The organism is Pleurocapsa minor HA4230-MV1 (assembly GCA_019359095.1).
Classification (GTDB): Bacteria; Cyanobacteriota; Cyanobacteriia; order Cyanobacteriales; family Xenococcaceae; genus Waterburya; species Waterburya minor.
In genome coordinates this window covers 87,435-111,993 of the sequence record JAHHHZ010000030.1, presented here as the reverse complement: position 1 = coordinate 111,993, position 24,559 = coordinate 87,435, and the positions used below count along the sequence as shown (strand labels likewise).

Below are 24,559 nucleotides of genomic sequence, written 5' to 3'. Positions count from 1 at the left end.
TGTTAGTGACGACAGGCTCAAACAAAAAGGATGCTGCGAACAACATCCCTTGTAACAATATGCCGAAAAATATTTTAAAGTTATTTTATCTGCCAGCGATTTTATAGTTTGTTGGGCTGGCGTTATTTATATCTGTATTTATATTCAAATAATAATCTGCTGGAAATCAATGGGCTGTGATCCTTAGCACCTGAAAACCCGATCTGCTAACGGCTAGAATTGACCAAGGCTCAGAGTTGAATTTCATTATGGTCAAGAGTAAGCAGTAAACATGGTAAACATGAAGGAAAAAGTTCTAAAACTTGGTGATGATATCAATACCGATGATCTTATTCCTGCTCATCGTAGTACTAATCCAGATCCCGAACATCAGAAACATTATGTCCTAGAACACATAATTGGTATCGATACATTATTAAATTATCAAGTAATAGAAGCAGGAGAGAACTTTGGCTGTGGTTCGAGTCGGGAATATGCACCCATCGCTATTAAAGCAGCAGGGATTAAATTAGTTCGCGCTCGTTCTTTTGCCGAGATTTTTTATCGTAATAGTATTAATATTGGTCTGGCTTTAGAAATTATTGGCTCAAGTCAAGATAACCCAGTAGTCAAAGCTATTACCGCAGCGGGGGGATTAACCGCTTTTAATCAACAACGATTACAGAACCAGATTTCTGTTCCTCAAAGTAGTACTGCATCTCGCTCGATGACTATGGCGGAGAAAATGCTAGCCAAGGCTTCTGGTAATGATTATGTACAACCTGGGGAGGTAGTATTTGCCCAGGTAGATTTAGCCTTGTCCCATGATGCGATCGCTGCTCCTGTATTTGAGCTATTTAGAGCTAATTTTGGCAAAAATACCCAAATTTGGGATTCCAACAAGGTTGTTCTCGTTGCCGATCACTTTATTCAAGTTAATGATATCCGAGTCGATCCTCAAGCTACTAAGTTGTATCAAGATATGGTGGATTTTGCCCATCACTATGACTGTAAGTTATTTGATTTAATATCTCCTGGGGAAGCATCAGGAATCTGTCATGTTTTGTTACCAGAACAAGGTTTAATCCACCCAGGCATGATTATTGCAGGAACTGATTCTCATAGTTGCACCTATGGCGCATTTGGTAGCTTCTCCACGGGGGTAGGTACTACCGACATGGCAAATATCTTAGCTACGGGGGATATGTGGCTGCGTGTCCCTGGTACAATCGTCTTTGAGCTTGGGGGTATCTTACCCGAAGGTATTAGCGCCAAGGATATTATGCTCTTTATTCTGGGTCAAATCGGCTGTCAGGGTGCAATTGGTAAAGTGTTGGAGTTTCGAGGCAATATCATCGAACAGCTATCAATTGATGAACGGATGACGTTGAGTAATATGGCGGTGGAGTGTGGCGCAATGTGCGGTTTAATTGTTCCTGATGCTGTTACCGCTGGATATCTGCAAGCTAAAAATGCCTCTGAATATATCCCCGTAGTCGGCGACGAAGATGCGACGTATGACTCTATTTATCAATTCGATCTGAGTAATCTCGAAGCCCAAATCGCCTGTCCTCCCAAGCCAGATAATGTAGTTAATCTGAGTAAGTTACCAGACACGCCAATCACCCTGGCATTTATTGGCTCTTGTACTGGGGGAAAACTTAGCGACTTAGCCCAAGCTGCTGCGATACTCAAAGATCGTCAGGTAAATCCTAATGTGCAGATGTATGTTGTTCCAGCTTCTCAACTAATCCGACAGCAAGCAGAAGAATTAGGCTATTTTGAGATTTTTGCTCAGGCTGGAGTACAGATTCTCAAGTCTGGTTGCGGTGCTTGTATCAATTCTGGAAAAGGAGTTTTGGGCAAACAAGAAATAGGTATCTATGCCACTAATCGCAATTTTACAGGACGCACAGGAGATCCGACAGGCAAAAATTATCTAGCTTCTCCTAGAGTAGTCAGTATTTCCGCTGTTAATGGCAAAATAAGCGATCGCTTTTAAAAGTAGAATTTATCTGCTTCATTTGGGCAACAATGCTATGAACAAGAAAACAAATCGCTATGAATAAGTTAAAGTATTTTGATTACAAGTTTGAAACTAAAGTAGATAAAATCACAACAGAAATAATTTTGGACGATTTATCTTCAAAAGTAGATTTTGAAATAAGATTGAACTAGACAAAAAAATTTAAGTGCGATCGCTATGCACTTTAACCGAAAATAATGTCGCTTCTAAATTAACACGATGAAGACTGTAGATATGACTTAGTAAATAATGGTATCAGCTTAACACCAATCTTTTTTAGATTTTCTATACCCAAACTTTCTCGATCAATTACACACACAGCTTGCTCGATAGTTGCACCTAATTCTCTTAACTGACTTACCGCATCAATAACCGCACTACCAGAAGTAACCACATCTTCTATAATCAGTATCCGTTTACTTTTGACTTCTCCTCCTTCAGCTAATTTACAAGTTCCATAGGTTTTAGCTTTTTTTCTCACAAAAACCAAAGGTATACCTGTCTGCAAAGATAAAGCTGTAGCTATGGGAATGCCACCCATTTCTAATCCAGCAAGGGTGTCTATATTTTCAGGAATTAGAGCAACAAGTTGACGGGCAATTTCAAAGAGCAATTTTGGTTGTGCTTCAAAAAGATATTTATCAAAATACTCAGTTGCTTGTTGTTGCGATCGCAGAATAAAATTACCTTTAATATTTGATATCTGGTAAATTTCTTTTGCTAAAGTCAGTTTATCCATAATTAGTTTGAGCTTACTTAACAATCTTTTGTAAGTATATTTAAATATCTGCTTATGTATATGGCATGATTTTATGTGAACCTTGGCTGAACCTATCTTCATGTTACAATGAACCTGTACAGCTTTGTGTCAGAATATGTTTCCTATATCAGATTCGATTGCTTATACTAACGCCCGAAACGGATTAGCATCTCTACTTGAAAGGGTCACCCAACACTCAGAAATTGTTGTAATCAATCGCCGAAACAAACCAGATGTAGCTTTAATTAGCAAAAAAGAGTTAGATAGTTTATTAGAAACAGTTTATCTATTGCGTTCTCCTGCCAATGCTCAAGAGCTATTTAAAGCAATAGATGAGTCTAAGCAAATGGATGATTCGGCAGTTGAACCTCAATCTCTTAATGATTTGTGTGAGGATTTGGGCATTGTCCGAGAGTAAAGTTTGGTGTCCTATTTTTACTCCTACTTTCCGAGAGCATCTTTTGTGGTGGGCAAAGAAAGATCCTGCTAAAGTTAATAAAATTTTAGATTTGGTAGAGGCAATTTGCGAATCACCATTTCAAGGCATTGGTAAGCCAGAACCTCTCAAATATCTCGATAACAATCTTTGGTCGCGGCGGATTAATTTAGAGCATCGATTGGTTTACCGTCTTAAGGATAATCGCATCTACTTTTTACAATGTCGTTATCATTATTGACAACTCTTGTTCAGCGAAAATAAGAGTTAGTGGAGAAACGAAAACCAACATAGTTTCTAACTACTTCAGTAGATTAGCGATCGCACAAGCTAACTAGCAAAACAATTATCATTTATAGACTTCTTTTCTTTTTCATAATGTTTTGAATTCATGCTTTAAATTCATTTAAAAAATTTTGCTTGAGTATCCTAGGATTACCAGTTAAAACTTGAGCAATATATTTTTTCAATAACTTAGCTTCAAGATTTGCCAAATTAAAGCTGGATTGCTGTTGTTGATAGTTATCATTAACTAAAACATAAATTTCTAACTGATTATTGAGCCAAAACCAAACTTCTTTGACTCCTAATTTCTGATATTTTTTTAAATCATCAGTACCACCACTGCTAAAAACTACTTCTACCGCTAAATCAGGAGTTGGTTTTAAATTATTAAAGCAAAAGCTAGTATCAGGTTCTTTGCCCACTTGTTTGTTCTGATCCTTGCAAGTTGTTGAGCCTGTAGGGTAATAATCTAAATTAAAGATATCGCAATAGGTAACTATTAATAAAAAAATAAAATCTTTAATTACTTCATGATTTTGACTAGGAGACATGAGAGTAATTACTCCTGCTAAAAAAGATGTCCGATAGCCCAAATATTCCGCTGTAGTAAACTTTTCATAATCCTCCCAAGTCATACCCGAAAAGCTTAAGGTACGATCTTGTTTTAAAAAATACTCTTGGTTAATTGGTAGTCGATCATCGATTAGCATAACCACAAATTGTTCGATCTTATCGAGTTCTATTCTAATATTTTTCAATCAACTAATAAATTGTCAATTAAAACAGGCACAGGTTAGCTGTGTTGGCGGTATCGCGAGAAAAAGAGCCAACCAACATAAACAAACATCAACTGTTAATGAGTTGTTAACGTTTGGAGTTTAACTTTAAAACGAGAGTTTCTCCACGGCGTGGTTCTAGAAGCAGAACGTGCAGAATAACTTGAAGAAAACTTACAGCGAATTTCAGTTGGATATTACCCATTACCCATTACCCATTACCCATTACTTCGATAAATTAAATTAATGTGTCTACTCAATTGAAAACTGCTGTAACTCCATCTCACGCCAAAATCTAGCTGGATTTTTTACTCAATTTTTTGCTTAAATACATTCAATATGAACGTTAATCGTCGTAATTTTTTGCTTTTTTTAGGTGCTACCGCTGGAACGTTAACTTCTAGTCTCTGGGACAATCAAGGTGAAGCAAGATCCCTGACTGTAGGCGAAAATTTATCATCATTAGCCCATAATAGCTCCAGTTTAGGCTTTCAGCCGATTAAAATGGCTCTACCTTTAGACGTAGATCGACTATCTATTGCTCAACAAATCAAGAATTATGCCAGTTATCAAGTACAAGATGATTTAGTCTTACCAGAAGGCTTTACTTATGATCTGCTCGCTGTCTGGGGCGATCGCGTGGGGGATTCTCGCTTTGGTTACAACAATGACTATCTATCCTTAATAGAGACTACTCCTGGTGAAGGTTATTTGACAGTTAATTTTGAATACATCAGTGGTGGCATATGGATGCAAAGTTATTCTGCTGTAATTGGAGAAGAACTTCCTGTTGCGGAATTACTTGCTCTAGCTAAACCTGTGGGTGAAGAGGAAGAAGAAGCTGTATTTATAGTTGATGCTTTAAGCTTAAAAGATGATGATCCGATCAAAGAAAAAATTAGCAAAATTTCTCGCCAAGGTTTGATCGATCAAGGATTGGGAGTAATTTCGGTTAAGCGTAATCCAGAAGGTAAATGGTCACGGACATTCTCAGATTTAGACCGTCGAGTTACAGGAATTTCTGGTTTAGATAATCCCGCTCAAGCGCTTAAATCTACTGGTGCAGCGGTGGCAGTGTTTAAGAAGCCGAATAAATTGGGTTACGAAGATGGTTTAGGCGATCGCATTATTGGTACATTTCAAAATTGTGCTGGAGGGACAACTCCTTGGGGAACAGTTCTCAGTGCGGAGGAAAATTTTCAAGATCAAGTTCCCGAACCAGTCATGGCGGATGGTTCAGCTTTAAATCCCCGTGAAACTCCCTTTTTAATTTCGGCTTTAGACGTTGACGGCAGAGCAAATGTATTTGGTTTAGCAGGGAATAAATACGGCTGGATGGTGGAAATCGATCCCGCCAACCGTGATGACTACGGAACCAAACACACTTGGCTGGGACGCTATCGTCATGAAGCTTTCGCTACTAGAGCGGTAAAAGATAAAAATTTGGCTGTCTATTCAGGATGCGATCGCCGTGGCGGACACCTGTATAAGTTTATTAGTGAGGGAAAAGTAGTTAATCCCCAAGATAAAGCCAACTCTCGTTTATTTGAAGCAGGAATGCTCTACGGTGCCAAACTAGATCCCAACGGTACGGGAACTTGGATTCCCTTAAGTCCTGATACCTTGATTAATCCCATCTCTCCCAGTGAGGTAGTTGGAGGAATGGTGCTTATGCCCAATAGCGATCGCACTGTGGGAGGCTTTACGGAAGTGACGACAGAGGAACAATTGCAGCCCTTAATTAATCAGTTCAAGACTCTAGGAGATCTATATCAGGGTAACAGTCGCGAAGAAATCCAAGGAGCGATTCTGATTGATGCTCACTTTGCAGCCAGCGCAGTAGGTGTTACTAATACATCTCGCCCAGAAGACACGATTATTAACGATGAAGGTACTTTGTTTGTTGCTTTTACCTCTGGTGCTGCCGACGAGGAAGGAGGGCCAGATAAGACAATTTTTGTGGGCCCAGGTGGTGAGACTGACTACGAATATGGCTGGATTATGAAGCTAGATGAAGATAATCGCGATCCTGCTGCCCTTAGTTTTACCTGGAGTATGTTAGCCACAGGCGGAGAAGTTGCTAAAGGTGGTGCGGGTTTTGCTAATCCTGATAACTTAACTCTCGATAAGTCTGGTAACCTCTGGATAGTAACGGATATGTCTACAAGCAAGCATAATCAACCCGTTCCTAGCCGAGTAGAAAACGGCGAAACCTTAACAGGTAGCGACTTAACGGGGGTATTTGGTAATAACTCCATGTGGTATATTCCCCTGTCGGGAGACGATGTAGGCAAAATCTATCCTTTTGCGATCGGCCCAATGGAGTGTGAATGTACTGGTTTGACCTTTGACAATGACAATAACAGCCTCTTTCTGGCAATTCAGCATCCAGGAGAAGAAAATGGTATTCGTCAAGATATGGCAACAGAAACTAGAGACTTTGAATTACTGGCTACAGATGGCACAGTGTTTAAACAGCGACGACAAGTGCCTTTAGGTTCAAATTGGCCAAGTGGAAAAGTCAATCAACCTCCTTTACCTGGAGTAGTAGTAATTCGGAAAGTCAACGGCACAGAAATAGTCTAGTGATCTGTCAATGTTTAATTGAGGGGTAAGAATGAGTAATGAGTAACGAGTAATGAGTAATGGGTTTATTTTTCTTTCGCTTTTAGTTTATTAATTATCCAAGTAAGAATTTTAATTATTCTCTTAGTTTCTTCTAAGAGCAAAGTAAATTTTTTCAACGGGACAATCTCAGTTAACTTGTAATAAGTAGTATTTTACCTATTACTTATTACCCCTTACTTATTACCTAAAACAAATACTAGGCTTGATTACCCAGGAATTTTGGTTGACATGTTGCCGATTAAATACAGGATGAAGGTAGAAATAGAAAACCAAGTTACAATCTTGCCAAATGTAGTTCGATCTTTGTACACAGATTTAAACTGCATGACTATCATATAACCCCAGCTAGCTATCATTGACAATCCCAATAACAACAAAATCCCCGTCATTTTTAACTCCGCTAACAATAAAAACTATCTTCATATAGTCTTTTCCTATAAGAAAAATAGGTCATCATGAAATTGAATTCAAAAACTATATTGATTTAATAGTATACGTCTGAGGGGGATTAGCTTCGGTCAAAATTACTAGTTTGTAGTATTGAAATGATGATAATCATGACTACAATTCAGTTCAATTCGGCGATAAAATTTCCAAGTGCTTATGTAGTGGGGCAATAGTGTTAGCGGCGATCGCTCCACTGGCAGCCACCGCAGGAATACCAATCCCAGGGAAGGTTGAATCACCACAGCAGAGTAAGCCTGATAGAGGTGTAGTTGAGCCAGGGAATAAGGCTTTGCCCGCCCGATGTGCAGGGCCATAAGTACCGTGATGACGACGAAGATAACGCTGATGAGTTAGAGGTGTACCAACTAAAGTTAGTTCTACGCGAGCGCGAATATCGGGGATAACTCGTTCTAACCCTTGCCACATAACTTCAGCACGTTCTTGTTTAAGTTGCTGATAAGCCTCGCTACGACGATCCATTCCTGCCCAAAGTTGATAGGGTTCATTACCAGGAGTATAAACGTGAATCCCATGTTTACCAGCAGGAGCAAGGCTGGGATCTAAGACAGAGGGGATAGACATCACAATTACATTCTGCGGGGCAGTAATACCTAGATCCCAATCATTGACCACAATGTAATGACATTCAAGATCTTCTAATCCTGTAGCATCGATACCCAGATGGAGATGCATAAAGCTTTCACATTCTGGAGTATTAACTCTTTCTCGTACAAAACTTGGTGGTAATACGCCTTCAGGAATTAAAGATAAAGTGTCCCAAATTGAGGCATTAGAAACTACTGCTTTATTTACCCTGATTTCTTTGCCGTTACGCAAACGCACGCCTACAGCACGATTACTTTCCACTAAAACCTGCTCTACGTGGGCATTATAAATAATTTCGCCACCTCGTTTAGTTAGCCCCCGCACTAAAGCATCCACGATCGCCCCACTACCCCCCATAGGATAATCTAGTTGCACCCCTGGCTTATACCATTCGGCAAACATAAATGCCATTTCCGCCCCCACAGTACCATCGGCAGGTAAACCAGACAGCAGGAAACTCAGCAGATCCAGCCAGTTACGAATAAACGGATCGCTAACAACCCCGTCCATAATCTTACTAAACGGCCCTGTCATCCGCAAAATATTAGGTAGATGCCGAAGAGTATTCGGTAAATATTGACCCATACTAATTGCTGCCCCCAAATCGAAGCGCATTGCCAAAGGAGGCAAAGCATTAACTGCGATCGCTAAGGGCTTCATTTCTGCCTGAAGTTTACGCCATTGAGCGATCGCCGACTCACCCCGAAATTCTCGCAACACCTCGCAAAAATGATCCGCGCCTACGTAAGCGTTAAAATCTCCTTCAGGTAGCCGACAACCCCAGACATTGTAGTTTGCCCATTCTAAGTCTTCGTCAATGGCATCTAGCAACTGACGCAAAGGATTATTAGTCGGGCTAGAAGACAAGCCTGAATATAAAGATGGCCCTGAATCAAATTTATAGCCATCTCGTTCAAAACTATGGGCAGCACCTCCCGCAATAGAATGACTCTCGCATACCATCACCCGATAACCATACTTTGCCAACAGCGCAGCACAGCATAAACCCCCAATCCCGCTACCAATTACGACTACATCTATTGCTTGACTCATTACTGATAATGGATTAATGAAAATTTAATTAACAATACAAATTAATAGACTTCATCATGAGTACCGATATCTAACAAAATAATCAATGTTTCATTAATTTCTTGCTCTTTTTCAATCGCAAAAATAATGCGACAGTCATACCCACAAGAACAAGACAATAAATCAGCTAATTTGCCATCTAATTTATGAGTTCCCAAAGCAGGATCTAAAATATCTTCAGACAGTTTAATAATTACATTTTCGATTTTTGCCTGTAGTTTTGGATTACGGCGAGTAAATTTACGAAATGCTCGTTTAAATTTACTCGATATAACGATTTTACTCATTATTCATGCTGGATAAATTCTCGTAGTTCAGAGATCGCTTCCGTTGCAGTTTGAATTTTGAGCTTACCTGTTTTAAATTCAGCTAGTGATAATTTCGCATCTTGAGCAATCTCATTTCTACGTTGTTCCATTAGCCGACGTTGTAATATTTGCAGCAACATTTCTTGTTGTTCTAGGGGCAAATTCATTGCTTGATCTAAAATTTGAGCTAAATTGGTCATTATGTTTTAATCTCTGACATTCAATTAATCTACACCAACAATTTCAATTATATAGAGACCAACCCTATTGTTTAAAGTGGTTGCTTGTCGGGAATACCCACGGCGCGAGGGAATTTTTTAGACGTGGCAGAATGCTTGCGGAGATAAATACAGTGACGAATGCCTTTGCTTAGAGGAGTTTCCCAACGATGAATCAGTTCAATCTTGCCGCCTAATTGAGCTGCTGCTGCTGCCAGACTTGCTGTATCTTCATCACTCCAATGTCCCCGATAAAGAACGGCTAATCCCCCTTGTTTGACAAAAGGAAGACCGTATTCAGCACAGACAGAAGGCTTACTTACTGCTCTAACTAATGCCAGATCATAGCTAGCGCGATCGCCTGGAATTCTGCCTAATGCTTCTGCTCTGGCGACTATTCCTGTCGCGTTATTGAGCTGTAGTTTGGCAATTAAATCGTTGACAAAAGTAATTTTCTTACGGGTTGAGTCGAGTAGCGTAATGCGCCAATGGGGAAAAGCGATCGCCAAAGGAATACCAGGAAACCCAGCCCCAGTACCCACGTCAATAATCTGTAGTTTATGAGCTAAAATTTCCTCTAAGCCAATTATGCCTGACAAAGAATCCCACAGATGCTTTTCCCAAAAGTCTTCAGGGGAAGTGATGCGTGTCAAATTTTGCTGGCGATTTCCCTCTAGTACCTCTTGATAAACCTGTTGAAATAGTTGCTCTTGAGTATTGTTGGGTTGCCAATTAAGAGTTTGCGACCAAACCTGGTTCATTGGAGGCAGTAAGTTGGTTTCAATTTGACTCATAGACTTATAGAATTATCGGTTCAAGGCAGTTGGCTCCATCGGTTGTAAAACGCCATGATTGATCGTCCAACAGCGATCGGCTATTTCAATTAGTTCTCCAGGATCGTGAGTTACCACCAGTAAAGTCCAATGCTGCTTTAATTTGGCTAACAGTTTGGCTAACTGAATTCGCATTGACCAATCTAACCCTGCTGTTGGTTCATCCAGCATCAGTATATTAGGCTGGCGAATTAGCTGTACTGCCAATGCTAAACGACGCTGTTGTCCTCCGCTGAGGGCGTGAGGTGATATCTGGAGAGATATCTGATCTAATCCTACCTCGCTTAAAGCATCTCTGACTCTTTTTAAGTCTAATTCGGGATGACCTAGGCGTAACTCTTCTAATACTGTCCCGCCACAAAAATGCCGTTCGGGAAACTGAAAGACTAAGCCTGCTAGCTGCTGTAGTTCTAGATTGGTTAGTTGTTTAGTACGCCAATAAATTTTACCTTTGGTCGGTTCGGCTAATCCTGCCAAGATTTCTAAGATAGTGGTTTTGCCTGAACCACTCGCCCCGACGATTAATCCTAGCTGCTGGGCTGGTAGCTCTAGGTTAATATCGTTTAGAATCGGTTGAGGAGTTGCTGGAGGATGATAAACCAGATTTTGCAGACGCAGCATAAACTTATAAACTAGAGTTTTCTTTTTTGATTATACGCACTTAGATTAAGTAACTTTTTAAACTGGATCGGGAATGATTAAATATATTATTCTAGTTTTTTAAAGCAACAAATTATTAACAATTACGTCTTTAATTCAAAATCTTACTAATAAATATTATTTGCTATATATGAATTTATTAAATCTACAGAAACAGCATAAAAAAAAGCTATTGCTCATGCCAATAACAGTAGCAATGTTATTAACTTTTGGCAGTAATTCTGCCTGGGCAAAAGATCCCTTTCGAGTAAAAAATGCTCGTGATATTGGTGAGCATACTGAAAAAGCTTTTAAAACAATTTTTCTTCAAGGAGATTATCAAACTGTTAGAAAGGAATTAAATCAGGCTAAGGTTAAAGAACCGAATGAGCCTCTAGCTTCAGCGCTGCTTGCTTCTTTGGCTTATACCGACAAAGACTGGAAGAGTATTAAACAATATGCCGATCAAACCTTATCTTCTGCTGAAATACTAAGTCAAACCGATCCTGTCAGGGGCAATCTATACCTAGGAGTAGGTCATTTTCTGACTGGAGCTTATCTTTACAAACAAGAAGGAGCGCTGCCAGCTATTAATCGACTACAGCAAGTGTTTAAGTATTTAGATCGAGCGGAAAATGCCGATCCGAACGATCCTGAATTAAACCTGATTAAAGGTTACATGGATTTATTATTGGCGGTTAATTTACCATTTTCTACTCCCGAACAGGCGATCGCTCGTTTTGAAGCCCATGCTGCGCCAAATTATTTAGTGGAAAGAGGATTAGCGGTGGCATATCGAGATCTCAATGAATATAACAAGGCGCTGAAATATGCCGATCTAGCTTTAAAAACTGCTCCTGAAAATCCAGAACACTACTACCTTAAAGGGCAAATTTTACGCAAGCTTGGTAAGCAAAAAAATAGTGTCAAAATTCTGACCGAAGCGATCGCTAATTTTGATCTAGCTTTAGCTAAATCAGCACAACTGCCTAAATTTGTCTTGGAAACTTTAGAAAAAGAACGTAGTTCTGCTCAAGAAAAAATTGTCGAAATTCAATCAGGAAAACAAAGCTAGTTGCTAGAATGATCGTTAAATAGTTATGCCTATCTATTTACTTGTCTATAGTTAAATGCTGAATTGACATTACTTAATTTTTATCATTAACTGTCACAAATTATGAGTTAATTGTAATTGATTATTAAAATCAGCCCACTTTTTATCAATACATACAATAGACTTTTTATTTGTAGATTTTTTATGAATTTTACTACCTTCTTAATTTTAGTAGCAGGATTGGTGTTACTTGTAATAGGGGCAGAGTTTTTAGTTAAAGGCTCGTCTAGACTAGCGGCAATGCTGCGGATACCCCCTCTAATTATTGGCTTGACTGTAGTAGCTTACGGCACTAGTGCGCCAGAAATGTCAGTTAGTGTTATGTCAGCGTTATCGGCAGAGGGAGCTGATATTGCGATCGGTAATGTCGTGGGTAGTAATATCTGTAATGTTTTACTGATCCTCGGTTTATCTGCGTTAATTGCGCCGTTAGGCGTTACCAAGCAAATGATTCGCTCTGATGTACCGATTATGATCGGCGTATCATTACTGCTGTTGATGTTTTCTCTCGATGGTCAACTCAGCAAAGTAGACAGTATTATCTTGTTTGTTGGTGTAGTAACATATACTCTTTCTTTAATCTATCAAAGTAGTAAACAAAGTGTAGAACAAGACGAGTTTACAGAGGAATACAGTTTATCCGAGCCAGTTACGCCAATAACTTGGGTTAAAAATACGGCATATATTATTGGGGGTTTAATTTTACTAGTTTTAGGTTCTCGCTGGCTGGTATCATCGGCGATCACCATTGCCGAATATTTTCAGGTAAGTAAACTAATAGTTGGTTTGACTATTGTCGCTGTGGGTACATCATTACCAGAATTGTTTACTTCAGTCGTCGCTAGCTACCGTGGGGAAACAGAGATCGCTGTCGGTAATGTTTTAGGTAGCAATATTTTCAATATCTTAGCGGTGTTAGGTATATCAGGAATAGTCGCACCCAACGGTATTAAAGTCAGTCCAAGCGTGATTAGTTTTGATCTTCCAGTGATGATCGCCGTGGCATTTGCCTGTCTACCTATTTTCTATTCGGGAAAACGGATCGAACGCTGGGAAGGCATATTATTTTTGTTTTACTATGTAGCTTATACTGCCTACCTAATCTTGGATTCCGTAGATCATCCCGCTTTGCCTGTTTTTGTCAACATTATGGTGTTGGGAGTTATTCCTCTAACTGCGATCGCCTTAATTACCATCGCGATTATGGAAAAACGCGCAAAAAGCAAGAAAACTATTTAGAATTCTAATTTTTATACTACAACTAAACTTCTAAGTGTTAATGGAGTTATAAACTCATGTCTGTGATGGCAATGAAAGTTGTTGCCGTGGCAACCCATCCAAACGCTAATTCTCTACGCGTATATACAATGGAAGCACCAGGGAAACAAAAAGTACAGATTATCGCTAGCTTAGATAGTATTTATCAAGTAAATGATGTAGTGGCGATCGCTTTAGTTGGTTCAATCCTAAAAGATGGTCTAAAAATCAAGCCCAGTAAGCTAAGGGGAATCTATTCTTATGGGATGGCATTAGGCAAGGTTGAAGTAGAAGTTGGAAAGAACCTTGATGAGATTTATTGCCAACCAGAACTTAAGGCTGATACAACAGAAATTCCATTTATTAAATGGACAAGTATAGAGCTACTTCATAATGTTTATAGTAATCTTGAAGCGTTGAATCAAACCCCCTCTATTACCTATCGCGCTAAAATAAAGCTTCACGGTACAAACGCAGGTGTTCAAGTCACCTCTACAGGCGATGTATTAGCCCAGAAGAGAAGTCAGATCATTACCCCTCTAGATGATAATGCTGGTTTTGCTGCTTGGGTAAGTCATAACATTGACTATTTTCGACAGTTGAGGAGTGACTCAAACCTTGTTATCTTCGGTGAGTGGTGTGGAAGTAATATTCAAAAAGGCGTGGCAATCAGTCAAATTGACAGAAAAATTTTGGCTGTTTTTGCGATGCAATATGGTGGTATTAATGGCGAAGCTGCTTATCTAGAAATACGCCCTGAAAAAATTAGAGCAATTCTACCAGATCATGAAGATATCTTTGTTTTGCCTTATTTTGGTGAACCAGTAACTTTAGATTTTAGCGATCGACATCAACTACAAACTGCGACAGACACTATCAATCAAATGGTAGCAACAGTAGAAGCAAAAGATCCTTGGGTTCAAGAAACTTTTGGTGTTGAAGGAGTTGGAGAAGGATTAGTCCTCTATCCTCAAGCAGATGATCTAGTTTTTAGAGAAGGTTATACAGAACTAATTTTCAAAGCTAAAGGGGAGAAACATCAAGTAGTTAAAAATAGACAAGCTGTTCAAATCGATCCTGAAGTGGCTCAAAGTATTGAAGAATTTGTCGATTTATTTTTGACAGAAGCCAGGTTTGAGCAAGCTTTGATGGATGGTTGTGATGGTGAGTTGAATATTAGGAAAATGGGTCAATTTCTTAAATGGATTTCCCAAGACGTTCTCAAAGAGAGTGAAGCTGAATTAGCTGCTGCCAATCTGACTTGGAAACAGGTAAATAAACCTTTATCTAACATTGCTCGAAAATGGTATACCCAAAAAATAAAAACATAAACCAATTTACTTTGTTGGCTTAATTTTCTGTAAAAATTTGCGTAATAACATCAGCCAACTTGAAAATAATCCAGATTTAGCTTCAGAACTATTTTGGTTTTGCTCTGAAATCGGCTGAGACAAATGATGCTTTTGTTTTCTAACAAATTGAGGTGGAAAAACTTTTGAAAGCGTCAAAATAGTTTTTTCAGGATGCAAACAGTAACGACTCAGCCAAATTGCTAACTGACGCTGTCGATCTTCATCCAATGTGGCAATTTCTGTCCACCATGGCTGTATTTCAGGTGCTAAAGTAGCTAAATCAGGGATAATTAATTGGTTAAAATAAGTTTCTAAGGCTGGCAATTGCGATCGCTTAATTGACGGTGCAAAACGATCGAAAGTGTTTACCAGTCGAGCAATATTTTCTTGAGGAACAGTAAATGTTGTATCTGGTAGCTGTTGATTACTAATGAAACAGTACTTATTAAGATCTAATTCTAATGCCCCATGATCGATTGATTCTAATAGCTCTAGGTCATACTCAGAGTTATTTTCATTTGCTGTCGTCGGTAGTTCTTCAAAATCCCACAAAGGATCGACAGCAAAAGATTCGGGAGTTTCTAATTCTCGCTCTATTCTGCCGACAAGGGAATTAGTTGCTGCCACAGCGCCAGCAATCGTCTCCATCATCGCCGACATTTGCGCAGAATCTAAGTTAATTTCGATTTCTAATACTGCTTGCCAGTCTGCTTCAATTTCACCCAAAACTCGACAATAAAGCCAAATTTCTAAAAATTCTAAGGGAAATGTTTGAGTGACTACCCGATAGATTTTCGACTTGAGAGTTTGATAGTCAAGTGCTGCCTGAGTTGGTCGATTAATATAAACATGTAATACTTCATCTTGGATAATTATTTGGAAGCGTAAGGAGTCATCTTCACAAATATTAGCGATCGCATTTAAAATCTGTTCTTCAGTCATGTTTAATTAGGCAAATCTTAAGTCTAGTTTGCCCAAAACTGAGGATTAATTAAGTAGGTGGGTGTAATTAAATTGGAAATGAGGTTAGGGAGTAACAAGTAACGAGTAACGAGTAACGAGTAACAAATAGCTCTAAGGGTAGGGGTTTGATCAATTATTTTGCCTACCTACTTAACTGATTTGACAGTCATATAATTATTTCATTTTTATGCCTAATACTTGAGTGTGAGCGCCTCTTGCTTGAGTAACACCAATGGTTCTTTCTGAGGCTTCAATCATCGGACGACGCAGACTTACGACAATAAACTGTGCTTCTTGTGCTTGTTGTTTAACCATTCGAGAGAGCTTTTCGACATTAGCACCATCGAGGAACATATCTACTTCATCAAAAGCATAGAAAGGAGAAGGACGATATTTTTGGAGGGAAAAGATAAAGCCTAATGCAGTTAATGATTTTTCGCCTCCAGACATGGAACTTAGTTTCTGTACTGGTTTACCTTTGGGATGAGCAACCAAATTTAAGCCACCGTTAAAAGGATCATTTTCATCTTCTAGCTGGAGATGTCCATCACCATCGGATAATTCGGCATAGATTTTTTGGAAGTTCTCATTTACTGCATCATAGGATTCTTTAAAGGCGCGTAAACGCAGGGTAGTAAATTTCTCTACTCGTAGTAATAATTCGGTTCTTTCGGCTTCGATTGTGTCTAGTTTATGGGAAAGTTCCTGTAGTCTGGCTTCAGTTTTTTCGTATTCTTCTAACGCCAGCATATTAACGGGTTCCATGGCTTCAAGACGTTTTTCACCATTGCGAATCTGTTTTTGTAACTGTTCTACCTGTTCTTGCAGATTGGCAAAGGTAATTGATTCCCCCGCTTCGATTCCGTCGTCGTTAACTAATTGGGGAATTTCAGGAATGGGATCGGGTAGTTCTTGTTTTTGTTCAGCTATTTGCTGTTGTAAGGTTTGCAAAGTCGCTTGTCTTTCTTGTTGAGAGAGCGCTAATTTTTCTAATTGCCAGACTTGTTTTTGATGGCGATCGCGCAATTGTTTTAATTGATTCTCTAGGCGATCGCGTTCTTGTTTAGTTACTCCTAATTTTTCTGCTAGTTTGGCTAATTCTGTTTCAGCAGCAGTAATTTTTTGGGCAATTTCGCTTAGTTGATGATTGATTGTTGCTTGTTGTTCTTTGATTGCTATTTGATCGTTAGTTAATTGAACAATATTTTGTTCTGATTCGGTGAACTTTTCTCGGACTCTTTGATGTTTATTAGTTAGTTCTAATAATTCGGTTTCTGCCTGTCTTAAAGTCTGTTCATGTTGTCTTAGCTGTTCTTCTTGAGTATTAATTACTGCCCGAACCTGTTGCCACTCACTTTGAGCATGGGAATCTTCTAATACTTTTAGCTGCTGTTGTAAGTTGTGTAAGCTGGCTTCTTGTTCAGGAATTTCACGATTCAAAATGGCTAAACGAGACTGGATAGTATCTCTTTCTTGGCGATTAGTATGTAGCTGATTAATTAATAGTTCTCTTTGACCAGTTAGACGTTTTAAGTCTTTCTCTAACTGTTCCGACAACACTTTATTGTCTCGACCAAGTTGTCTGGCTTCGGTTAATTCTTCAGCTAAATCCTTGATCTGCGCTACCTGATTTGTTATTCTTTGGTCATAGCTATTTAAGATGCGGGCTATTTCTGCTAAACGTTCTCGTAACGCCTCAACTTGTTCTGGTTCGCGGTTAGCTGTTCCCCCGAAATGCAAACTAGAGCGACTAGATTGACTTCCTCCCGTCATTGCGCCACTGGCTTCGAGAATTTCCCCTTCTAATGTCACAATACGGTGCTTGCCTAACTGCGAACGAGCATTATCAAGGTTGTCAAAAACAATCGTACCGCCAAACACATAGGCAAAAATCTCGTCATAACGAGGATCGCAGTCTACTAAATTTACCGCCAAGTCGATAAAACCACGCCCAAAACGCATGGTGGCAATATTACCTAATGATGGTGCTTGAATCTTATTTAAAGGTAGAAATGTCGCCCTACCTCCTCGCTCTCTTTTGAGCAATTCAATCCCCTGTGCCGCCACGCGATCGCTTTCGACGACAATAAAGCCTAATCTTCCCCCCGCAGCAGTTTCTAAAGCCAGACGGTAACGTTGTTCTACTTGTCCTAGCTGTACCACTAATCCTTCAATTCCTGAGAGGTTGGAGTTGAGGATGATTTTACTGGCATAAGTTCCCTGCACTTCTTGCTGTGCCTGCTTTTTCGCTTCTAGTTTATCTAATTCTCGTTGTTTATCGCGCTGTTCTTTAAGTAAACGTGATTGGGTTTCCTGTTGCAAAGCGCGATCGCTTTCGGCTTCCGCTAGCTGTTGGGCAATTTCCTGCACATGACCTTGTTCTGTAGCCACTTTCTCTGACAGGGAATCAAATTCAACTTGCTTAACCTTAAATTCTGCGTCAACTGCTTCTAATGACTCTGTTTGTGCTTGAATCGTCTTCTCTAGCTGGTTATATCGCTCACTAATTCTGGCTTGCTCAGTACGTTGAGGATTAAGCGTTTCTTGGATCGCTGAGGCTTGGCGGGAAAGGCTTGCCTGTTCTTGCACCCAGGCTTCCGAAGCTTCGGCGATCGCATTGGCATTATCTTTACTCTGGCTAACAGTTTCTCTGGCTGCAACTGCATTAGCAATTAAAGTAGGAACGATCTCATTTTCTAGTCTGTCTTTCTCTTGACCAAACTGTTTAATTTCCTGTTGATACTGCTCTAAATTCTGTTCTGTCTGGACTAACATTAGCTGCTTCTGCTGGCTAGTATTATTTAATTCACCTAACTTTTGCTGTAGAGTAAGCTGTTTGGCTTTTTGAGTAGCTAAATTCGAGGCAATTGATAGCTGTTCATCCTCTCCCAAAGCCTTGACTTGAGTATTAAGAGTTTCTAGCTTGACACTCTCTTGCGTCACTTCGGTATCCAGCTTGAGAATACTTGACTGAAGCTGTGTAGTCTCCGTTTCTCCCGCAGCGAACTGATTCTGCAACTCCCCTTGCTGTTGAGTAAGCGATCGCCAAACTAAAACCTGTTCATGAATTTTCTTTTCCTGTACCTGCTCTTTTAACTTCCGATACTTTTCCGCCTTGACTCGATCTGCCGCTAGGCGATCGCGATTAGCAATTAGCTCTTGAGCAATAATCTGACATTTTTCCTCTCTTTCCTGCACTTTATCCAGTGTCTTACGGGTTTGCTGGATCTTACGGTCAAATGCACCAACTCCCGCCAACTCATCAATAATTTCCCGCCTTTCCTTAGAATTCATCGTAATGATGCTGGTAACGTCACCCTGCAACACCACGTTATAACCTTCAGGATAAATCCTTAATTTCTGTAGCTGTTCATGAACTTCCGTCGCGCTAGATACTTCCCCGTTGATATAAAACGTCGAGGTATAGTTGCCTTTCTTGGCTACCCGCAACCTACGAGTAATTTTCCATTCCAGACTATCCCCATTGGCGATCGCAATTATTTTTTTATCGTCTTGATCTACCGTGGTTTCTTCTTCTACTTCTTCTAATTCTTCTTCTAACTCTTCTGCATCATGACCATTACTATTCTCCTCATTGCTGCTATTCCCCATCGCCTCCGCCAATTCTTCGGGAGAAGAAACCAAAACTAAATCTTTGGCATCAGTCACCGTTGTCACTACATCCGACAAATCACCTAAATCAGTCAAGTCAAAAGTAACAGAAACCACCGCTTCCGCAACCTTGCCATTGGCAATATGCTTATTATTAACCAAATCAGGTAAGCGATCCGCGCGCATTCCCTTAGAACTTGCCAAATTCAAACAAAATAGCAGTGCATCTAAAATATTCGACTTTCCCGAACCATTTGGGCCCGAAACTACGGTAAACCCTGGTAAGATAGGAACTTTTGTTGTGCCACCAAAGGATTTAAAGTGAGACAGTTCGACTCGCTTAATATGAACCATGAACTACAGCTTTGATTCGGTAAAATAAAATAGTATTTTTGTACTAATTGACAGTCAAGTTATTGGGAACACTACTGGTTGTACCTGCAATCAGACAATATGGGTGGAAAAAACCGATTATCTTAACACTTCGTAATATTTGCGGGCTAAGATTTAAAAAGCAATTAATAGATATATGGGGTGAAGATCGATCGCTTCATTCTGAAATAGTTTTAACGCGATCGCTATTATTTCCTTCTGAGTTGGTCATTGGTATAATTTTATCGTTATCAAGAGAAATCTTGAGCGTGTGTGACAGTTTGAGGAAGTTCGAGCATTTGCTTACATTTGAAAAAAAAGACCCAATTAGATTGCTCTAATTAGGTCTTTTTAAGGTTTATCAATAGCTAATAGCTATTAGCTGAAACGAAGTTACTTTATACTTCAGCAAAATTGCTTTCAGCAAGATTTGCAGTTACTCCTACCAATCTTCCTACTAGGTCTCCACCGTGGTAGATGAAAGTGTGTTGTTTGCCAGTGACAATATTAAGATCTTCAAAGGTCATGCCATCATCTAAACCGATAGTATCTTGACCAATTTGGAAGTCTTTGATGCAATCAGATTTGGCATCGTTATGAAGGACGAAGACATCATTGCCAGTGCCGCCAAACAACTTATTGAAGCCTCTATTGCCATCGAGGTAATCATTACCTGCACCACCATCAAGTAAGTCAGCGCCAAAGCCACCATTTAAGGTATCATTACCTGCACCACCGCAGAGGCTGTCTCTACCAATGCCGCCTTTTAAGATATCATTACCTGCACCACCATCAAGTAAATCAAAGCCTTTACCACCATAGAGCAAGTCATTGCCTTCATTACCGTTTAACACGTCATGTCCGCGAAAACCATATAAGGTATCATTACCTGCTTTACCTTCTAAGGTATCAGCAAGTTTAGTTCCTTTGAGGTTGAGATCTTCATCGGCGATCACTAGGTCAGTTTCAATCACTTCAATATTGTTGCCTTGGTAATCAGATACCTGACCGCTAAAATCAACATCGATCAAAGTCACAGTACTATCATTGGTGGAGGCTACCCCCGCACCAAAAGGAGCAGTATTATTGCTAATTGCTGTGTTGGTAACTACTGCGGTAGATTGATCATAGACTTCAATTCCACCACCAGCTTTCGTAGCAGTGTTGCCAGTTATTTGGCTGTTATTAATGCTTATTTGACTGTTTAGTAAAACTTCTACGCCAGCACCAAAAACAGCAGTATTATTGCTAATCACTGTATTGGTAATTTCTGCGGTAGATTGATCACTAACATCAATTCCACCACCGTCTTCAGTAGCACTGTTGCCAGTCATTTCACTGTTAGTAATGCTTACTTGACTGTTTTGGAGGACTTCGACTCCAGCTCCATAGGGAGCAGTGTTATTGCTAATTATGGTGTTGTTAATAGTTGCTTTGCTGTCTACTTGGACGTTAACACCGCCACCAGAAATAGTACTGGTGTTGTGGTCAACTACGGAATTTTGCAAGATTAATTGGCTTTCAATTCCTACAAAGATTCCACTACCATTGTTATAGCTCAACTGGCTTTTCGTAACTTCGGCTGTTGAACCAAAACCTACGATAATTCCACCACCTGCTAATGCTGCATTGCCCTCGAAGTTTGAGTTATCAACAGTCAAATTACCTTCGCGGATATAGACACCGCCACCAGCGGAAGTTGTGCCATCAGCGATCGCATTATCGTGGATGTAGCTATTGGTAATAGCAAGGCTTGCTCCTTGTTGATAGACTGCGCCACCACGTTTAGTAGTTGCATTGCCGAACAATTCGGAATTAGCGATCGCCAAGTTTTCGACTGAGTAGATTGCACCACCAGTTTCTACGGGAGCGCCACCAGTTAGTCTCAAGCCAGAGATGTTTACCTGACCGTTTACTGCGGCATTACCGTCATCAATGGTGAATAGTCTATCTGTACCTGTTTGAGTAACTAGATATTTGTTACCTTCAATGGTCACATCATCAGTAATGGCGATCGCGCTAGAGAGAGTTACATCACTCATGAGAACGATGGTATCTGCACCGTCATTAGCATTAGCAAGAGTCAAAGCTTCACGTAGAGATCCTGCACCGTTGTCGTTGGAGTTAGTTACGTTATAAGTAGTCATAATTTTAATTTTTTATATTTTGTATTAATTTTGAAGCGATAAGATTAAAGTTTTAATTATTTCAATCTTTTCATTTATTTCTGAAAGAAACAAAAATAAAATTAGATTAATATCTGATTTCATCTTGATTATTTATTGTTACTCATAAACCAATTTTTAAGTTTAGTTTTTATTTTTTGCTGCATATAGTTGAATAGTATAAATAATTTAATTTGAGTTCACTTTATATAGCAAAACAAGACAATAAACCTAATCAGGTATTGATTTATCGTTGATTAAGTCTATTATCTTAATTTTTTTAACGAATGCCTACACTTTTGTATAAACATTCGCTATTTTCTTGATGAAGCTATTATGAAGTTTTAGCTTTTTAAAAGTCTACTTTTGCTTGAAATTTTTGAATCATTGACTTATGAATAACTTGTGCTTCTTCCTCCATTGAAAGTTGATCTAAATCACTAAATTATTGTGATAATCTGTTAGTTAGTTTTGGTTGGTGATTTAAGAAGTCGCTGTATATTCTCTGCATCATTCATTCTTTCACGCCAGTCAAATTTCCAAGAAAAATAAGCCTATTGATCGCATTTCTTTAGAAATGATTTATCGTGGTCTTTATTATTTTCACAATGCTTAAAAGCGTAGAGAAGCTCAAGATCCAGTTAAATACTTTTCTAATCCTAATATTCAGCAATGTTTAGGGATTGTTAAAAGACAGCGAAAACCCAAGCAAAGGCTCATAGTTGCTCCTTTTCCTGAACAACAGAGAGGTTGTGAACAATTTTTCTTTCAATATTCCCAAAAGAAAATTAAATCCTATTGCCTTGAAGTTGAAGCTGTTGCCATGAAAATATAATTATTTGATAGACTGAAACTCTAGACAAACAATTTTGTAATTATTGTATCTAGCTTGAATAATTATCGGAAGCATAAAATTGCCAAGAGTCAGAGGAAGCATAAAGCTTTCAAAACGGCAAAGTTATGCTTCCTGTCACACAGCTAGCCATAAAAGGCGATCGCTCAGAGTGGGGGTAGGGAGACTTGAACTCCCACGACCTTACGGTCAGCAGATTTTAAATCTACAGCGTCTACCGATTCCGCCATACCCCCAGGTATAGATTTGGCTGAAAAATATTTCAACAGAGACTAATATAACATACAGTGTTGACCATCTGTATTGAATTTAAAATTCAATTAAATTAAAGTCAAATAAATAACCTAGAGATTGCATTAATTCAATTACCAATGAAAAAGCAATAAGCCAGATTAGACTTATCGCTTGAATTGTGTGAGTTAAACTTAAAAAATATTGGCAAAAAACCTCAAGGTCTTATCAGTCTTAACGATTAACGTTTTGAGGTTGAGGAAGTAGACCCACTTTCACTGCTAAATCGAGCTGTCGATCATTTCTAATTAGACCAAGATTTAATCGATCGCCAATCTCAACTTTCTCTACTTCTTGCTGTACTTGATCGGCTGTGATGATTTTTTGTTCACCAATTGCTTGAATTACATCACCAGACTTTAATCCTGCGCGTTCTGCGGGAGAATTGGGCATAACATCTACAATCAAGATTCCTTCTGCTGCACCTACTTCAAAATTTTTCTGGCTTTTTAACTCTTGTTTTAATTCAGGGGTAATCTGCGCCATCTGAATCCCCAGGAAAGGATGATCTGCTCTTCCTTTAGCGATTAGCTCTTCAGCAATATCTCTAGCTGCATTACTAGGGATAGCAAAGCCCAATCCTGGAGCATTTTGAATAATAGCAGTATTAACGCCAATCACTTCCCCTTGAGCATTTAACAAAGGCCCCCCAGAGTTACCAGGGTTAATTGCTGCATCGGTTTGAATAAAGCTAACTCTCTTATCGGCTACACCCACCTGGGCGCTACTTCTACCTGTTGCACTAACAATACCAGTAGTTACGGTATTATCTAGACCTAAAGGATTGCCGATCGCGATCGCCCATTCTCCAGGTTGTAAGTTATCTGAATCGGCAAATGTGATCGCTGGTAATGAGTTTGCCTCAATCTTAATTACCGCTAAGTCAGTCAGGGAGTCTGTACCCATAACTTTACCTTGATAGGTTTGTCCATTTTTTAGGGTGACCTTGACCTGGTTACTACCTTCAACTACGTGAGCATTGGTCAAAATTAAACCATCTGAACTAACAACAAAACCAGAACCCAGACCCTTTTGAATTTGTTCGCTGGGAATATTGGGCATTTGAGAGCCAAAAAACTGGTTAAAGGAAGGATCGTTAAATGCAGCAGGAACATTGGTTGCCACTTTACGAGCAGCATCGATCCGCACGACTGTATTTCCTACTCGATTTACCACGTTGCTAACATAATTTTGGGGAACGGCGATCGCGCCTTCTGGAGTAGCTGTTGCCGTGGTGACATTACGCTCATTTCTTTCATTAGCCAGGCTTTTTGGACTATTTATTAAGTAGTTACCGCCGAAAGCTATTCCTCCACCAAGTAAGACTAAAGACACAGAAGAGATCGTTTGTTTCCAGGATAATGTTTTGGTCATGGTATTTACTTTAATGCCTGGGATTAATTTAGATAGATATAGTTGTTTAAATAAATCAAATCTGAGAAACCAGAGATTAGGCGCAAATTTTTGTTTGATATTTTGTTTGATATTTTTAATTTAAAGTGGTGATGTGACTTTTTGGTGACAGTATTTTGAACTTTTAGCTATAT

General features: G+C 39.3%; 18 protein-coding genes and 1 tRNA gene. 7 read left to right on the top strand and 12 right to left on the bottom strand.

Annotation, left to right across the window (positions count from 1 at the left end):
- Nucleotides 1-280 precede the first annotated feature (280 nt).
- Nucleotides 281-1,981: a 3-isopropylmalate dehydratase large subunit gene (locus tag KME09_21930; protein MBW4536596.1), complete on the top strand. Its 1,701-nt coding sequence runs from the start codon at nt 281-283 to the stop codon at nt 1,979-1,981.
- 235 nt (nt 1,982-2,216) lie between these two features.
- Here the strand turns inward: KME09_21930 and pyrE are convergent, their stop codons facing one another.
- On the bottom strand, nt 2,217-2,744 hold the full coding sequence (gene pyrE / locus KME09_21925; protein ID MBW4536595.1) for an orotate phosphoribosyltransferase: 528 nt from the start codon (nt 2,742-2,744) through the stop codon (nt 2,217-2,219).
- 136 nt (nt 2,745-2,880) lie between these two features.
- On the opposite strand from pyrE, the gene KME09_21920 reads away from it, so the two are divergent.
- On the top strand, nt 2,881-3,183 hold the full coding sequence (locus KME09_21920; GenBank protein MBW4536594.1) for a type II toxin-antitoxin system prevent-host-death family antitoxin: 303 nt from the start codon (nt 2,881-2,883) through the stop codon (nt 3,181-3,183).
- Complete coding sequence (locus KME09_21915) at nt 3,146-3,442, top strand: Txe/YoeB family addiction module toxin (protein MBW4536593.1); 297 nt, start codon at nt 3,146-3,148, stop codon at nt 3,440-3,442. Before KME09_21920 ends, KME09_21915 begins: the two co-directional genes overlap by 38 nt.
- A gap of 148 nt (nt 3,443-3,590) precedes the next feature.
- Here KME09_21915 and KME09_21910 read toward each other — a convergent pair whose 3' ends face one another.
- Nucleotides 3,591-4,196: a Uma2 family endonuclease gene (locus KME09_21910; protein MBW4536592.1), complete on the bottom strand. Its 606-nt coding sequence runs from the start codon at nt 4,194-4,196 to the stop codon at nt 3,591-3,593.
- Nucleotides 4,197-4,601: 405 nt separating this feature from the next.
- Here KME09_21910 and KME09_21905 point away from each other — a divergent pair, with 405 nt between their 5' ends.
- A complete protein-coding gene (locus KME09_21905) occupies nt 4,602-6,848 on the top strand; it encodes a DUF839 domain-containing protein (GenBank protein ID MBW4536591.1) in 2,247 nt (748 codons plus the stop codon).
- Nucleotides 6,849-7,463: 615 nt separating this feature from the next.
- Here the strand turns inward: KME09_21905 and KME09_21900 are convergent.
- The 5 genes from KME09_21900 to KME09_21880 form a co-directional block, all read right to left on the bottom strand.
- Nucleotides 7,464-8,996 (bottom strand): NAD(P)/FAD-dependent oxidoreductase, encoded by a 1,533-nt coding sequence (locus KME09_21900; GenBank protein ID MBW4536590.1) that lies wholly within the window; start codon nt 8,994-8,996, stop codon nt 7,464-7,466.
- A 41-nt stretch (nt 8,997-9,037) separates the two neighbouring features.
- Nucleotides 9,038-9,322 carry a type II toxin-antitoxin system mRNA interferase toxin, RelE/StbE family gene (locus tag KME09_21895; protein ID MBW4536589.1) on the bottom strand — a complete coding sequence of 95 codons (285 nt, stop codon included), beginning with the start codon at nt 9,320-9,322 and terminating at the stop codon, nt 9,038-9,040.
- Nucleotides 9,322-9,543, bottom strand: a complete 222-nt coding sequence (locus KME09_21890) for a hypothetical protein (GenBank protein MBW4536588.1) — start codon at nt 9,541-9,543, stop codon at nt 9,322-9,324. The genes KME09_21895 and KME09_21890 overlap by 1 nt, the downstream gene beginning before the upstream one ends.
- A 71-nt stretch (nt 9,544-9,614) precedes the next feature.
- Nucleotides 9,615-10,355, bottom strand: coding sequence for a 16S rRNA (guanine(527)-N(7))-methyltransferase RsmG (gene rsmG / locus KME09_21885; GenBank protein ID MBW4536587.1), 741 nt, complete (start codon nt 10,353-10,355; stop codon nt 9,615-9,617).
- Nucleotides 10,356-10,367: 12 nt separating this feature from the next.
- Complete coding sequence (locus KME09_21880) at nt 10,368-11,015, bottom strand: energy-coupling factor ABC transporter ATP-binding protein (GenBank protein ID MBW4536586.1); 648 nt, start codon at nt 11,013-11,015, stop codon at nt 10,368-10,370.
- A gap of 169 nt (nt 11,016-11,184) precedes the next feature.
- Here KME09_21880 and KME09_21875 point away from each other — a divergent pair, with 169 nt between their 5' ends.
- From KME09_21875 to KME09_21865, 3 genes are all read left to right on the top strand, one after another.
- Complete coding sequence (locus tag KME09_21875; GenBank protein ID MBW4536585.1) at nt 11,185-12,108, top strand: hypothetical protein; 924 nt, start codon at nt 11,185-11,187, stop codon at nt 12,106-12,108.
- 183 nt (nt 12,109-12,291) lie between these two features.
- Entirely contained in the window at nt 12,292-13,386 is a 1,095-nt protein-coding gene (locus KME09_21870) for a calcium/sodium antiporter (GenBank protein ID MBW4536584.1), read from the top strand.
- Nucleotides 13,387-13,442: 56 nt separating this feature from the next.
- Complete coding sequence (locus KME09_21865) at nt 13,443-14,735, top strand: hypothetical protein (protein ID MBW4536583.1); 1,293 nt, start codon at nt 13,443-13,445, stop codon at nt 14,733-14,735.
- A gap of 6 nt (nt 14,736-14,741) precedes the next feature.
- On the opposite strand, the gene KME09_21860 is transcribed toward KME09_21865, so the two are convergent.
- The 5 genes from KME09_21860 to KME09_21840 form a co-directional block, all read right to left on the bottom strand.
- Nucleotides 14,742-15,698 carry a hypothetical protein gene (locus KME09_21860; GenBank protein MBW4536582.1) on the bottom strand — a complete coding sequence of 319 codons (957 nt, stop codon included), beginning with the start codon at nt 15,696-15,698 and terminating at the stop codon, nt 14,742-14,744.
- Between the two features lie 195 nt (nt 15,699-15,893).
- On the bottom strand, nt 15,894-19,685 hold the full coding sequence (smc, locus tag KME09_21855; protein ID MBW4536581.1) for a chromosome segregation protein SMC: 3,792 nt from the start codon (nt 19,683-19,685) through the stop codon (nt 15,894-15,896).
- A gap of 416 nt (nt 19,686-20,101) precedes the next feature.
- Nucleotides 20,102-21,850, bottom strand: coding sequence for a right-handed parallel beta-helix repeat-containing protein (locus KME09_21850; GenBank protein ID MBW4536580.1), 1,749 nt, complete (start codon nt 21,848-21,850; stop codon nt 20,102-20,104).
- Nucleotides 21,851-22,873: 1,023 nt separating this feature from the next.
- Nucleotides 22,874-22,957 (bottom strand) — tRNA-Leu (locus KME09_21845).
- A gap of 229 nt (nt 22,958-23,186) precedes the next feature.
- Nucleotides 23,187-24,386, bottom strand: coding sequence for a trypsin-like peptidase domain-containing protein (locus KME09_21840; protein ID MBW4536579.1), 1,200 nt, complete (start codon nt 24,384-24,386; stop codon nt 23,187-23,189).
- Nucleotides 24,387-24,559 lie beyond the last annotated feature (173 nt).

Coding starts and splice junctions, on each gene's coding strand:
- KME09_21930 (MBW4536596.1), top strand. CDS start 281: ATGAAGGAAAAAGTTCTAAAACTTGGTGATGATATCAATACCGATGAT.
- pyrE (MBW4536595.1), bottom strand. CDS start 2,744: ATGGATAAACTGACTTTAGCAAAAGAAATTTACCAGATATCAAATATT.
- KME09_21920 (MBW4536594.1), top strand. CDS start 2,881: ATGTTTCCTATATCAGATTCGATTGCTTATACTAACGCCCGAAACGGA.
- KME09_21915 (MBW4536593.1), top strand. CDS start 3,146: ATGATTTGTGTGAGGATTTGGGCATTGTCCGAGAGTAAAGTTTGGTGT.
- KME09_21910 (MBW4536592.1), bottom strand. CDS start 4,196: ATGCTAATCGATGATCGACTACCAATTAACCAAGAGTATTTTTTAAAA.
- KME09_21905 (MBW4536591.1), top strand. CDS start 4,602: ATGAACGTTAATCGTCGTAATTTTTTGCTTTTTTTAGGTGCTACCGCT.
- KME09_21900 (MBW4536590.1), bottom strand. CDS start 8,996: ATGAGTCAAGCAATAGATGTAGTCGTAATTGGTAGCGGGATTGGGGGT.
- KME09_21895 (MBW4536589.1), bottom strand. CDS start 9,322: ATGAGTAAAATCGTTATATCGAGTAAATTTAAACGAGCATTTCGTAAA.
- KME09_21890 (MBW4536588.1), bottom strand. CDS start 9,543: ATGACCAATTTAGCTCAAATTTTAGATCAAGCAATGAATTTGCCCCTA.
- rsmG (MBW4536587.1), bottom strand. CDS start 10,355: ATGAGTCAAATTGAAACCAACTTACTGCCTCCAATGAACCAGGTTTGG.
- KME09_21880 (MBW4536586.1), bottom strand. CDS start 11,015: ATGCTGCGTCTGCAAAATCTGGTTTATCATCCTCCAGCAACTCCTCAA.
- KME09_21875 (MBW4536585.1), top strand. CDS start 11,185: ATGAATTTATTAAATCTACAGAAACAGCATAAAAAAAAGCTATTGCTC.
- KME09_21870 (MBW4536584.1), top strand. CDS start 12,292: ATGAATTTTACTACCTTCTTAATTTTAGTAGCAGGATTGGTGTTACTT.
- KME09_21865 (MBW4536583.1), top strand. CDS start 13,443: ATGTCTGTGATGGCAATGAAAGTTGTTGCCGTGGCAACCCATCCAAAC.
- KME09_21860 (MBW4536582.1), bottom strand. CDS start 15,698: ATGACTGAAGAACAGATTTTAAATGCGATCGCTAATATTTGTGAAGAT.
- smc (MBW4536581.1), bottom strand. CDS start 19,685: ATGGTTCATATTAAGCGAGTCGAACTGTCTCACTTTAAATCCTTTGGT.
- KME09_21850 (MBW4536580.1), bottom strand. CDS start 21,850: ATGACTACTTATAACGTAACTAACTCCAACGACAACGGTGCAGGATCT.
- KME09_21840 (MBW4536579.1), bottom strand. CDS start 24,386: ATGACCAAAACATTATCCTGGAAACAAACGATCTCTTCTGTGTCTTTA.